Annotated in this window: 2 protein-coding genes; both read left to right on the forward strand. The window is 45.0% G+C overall.

All coding sequences use genetic code 11. The features are described 5' to 3' along the window. The first annotated feature begins 91 nt into the window (after window positions 1-91). Window positions 92-610 carry a hypothetical protein gene (locus R7P35_RS25790; protein WP_005500066.1) on the forward strand — a complete coding sequence of 173 codons (519 nt, stop codon included), beginning with the start codon at window positions 92-94 and terminating at the stop codon, window positions 608-610. A gap of 56 nt (window positions 611-666) precedes the next feature. Beyond that, window positions 667-1109: arabinose operon transcriptional regulator AraC (araC, locus tag R7P35_RS25795; RefSeq protein WP_318093298.1), on the forward strand; the 443-nt coding region annotated here is incomplete at its 3' end.

The following is a 1109-nucleotide window of genomic DNA, read 5'->3' on the forward strand; positions in this document are numbered from 1 at the left end:
AAACAAGAATTGCGTAACAACGGAGTGTATTACCGTCTCGGTTAAACCACACAAATGTGCTCCCGCTTAGGGAGCACTTTGGAGTCAATTAGTGAATGATACAGACGTAGAAACCGTGCCCACTTTTCAACTGGAAAAAACTCGCTGGACGCTCAACCTTTCCACTGAGCAACCAGCGAGTTTCGAGCTACAGCGGGATGGTAAAACGCACTTTATCGGCACCATGGAAGTATTAAACAACGGACAACTCATTGCCGTTCACGATGCTGATTGGCGCTTTAGGCACAAGCCAGAAAAGCTCGAACAATGGTGTCAACTGCACCATTCAGAAACCTTATCCATCAATATGAACTACTACTTTGCTGATGATGCTCTCGTGATCGAGTATTTGGCGAGAAACACGGTTCCAACTCGCCTTGATATCCGTCATACCATCAAACAAGTTGTCGATTCACCTGTCGAAGACAACGAGCAAGCGCGAAGTGCGAAGTGGCAGCACCAAAGAGATGGATTACCAAGTGACTTCTTATCGAAAACCGCTAAGACGGACTTTTTCCGAGAAGCCTTTTCTGCCAAACAATGGATCGTTCTAGAAAACTGTGAGGAATAACGACGACAGTTTTTCCGCTCCAGAATAGACTGATGAAAAAGTAAATTAGTTGAAATATGCAAAACAACGACCCTTTAAAACCCGGCTACAACTTTGACGCACACCTTGTGGCTGGGCTTACCCCCATTATCGAAGGCGACGAGCTCGATTTTGTGATTGATCGTCCGAACGGAATGAAAGGGTTCATCATCAACATCACGAGCCAAGGTGAAGGAACGATATTTCATGGTGATGATGCCTTTGATGTCAAAACCGGGGATTTATTGCTATTTCCACCAAGCGCAACGCACTTCTACCATCGTAAAAAAGACAACGCATCATGGTTTCACCGCTGGGTCTATTTTCGTCCTCGTGCCTTTTGGAATGACTGGTTGTGTTGGCATGAACAACGAAATGGTGTGTATCTCACTCAAGGATTGGATAACAGCACGATTTCTCAGATTGAACGCCTATTCATCGACATTGAGTACATTTCCAAATCAGACATGCCTTATCGAGA

It is taken from the genome of Vibrio sp. Vb0304, from assembly GCF_033338995.1.
Lineage (GTDB): Bacteria > Pseudomonadota > Gammaproteobacteria > Enterobacterales > Vibrionaceae > Vibrio > Vibrio alginolyticus.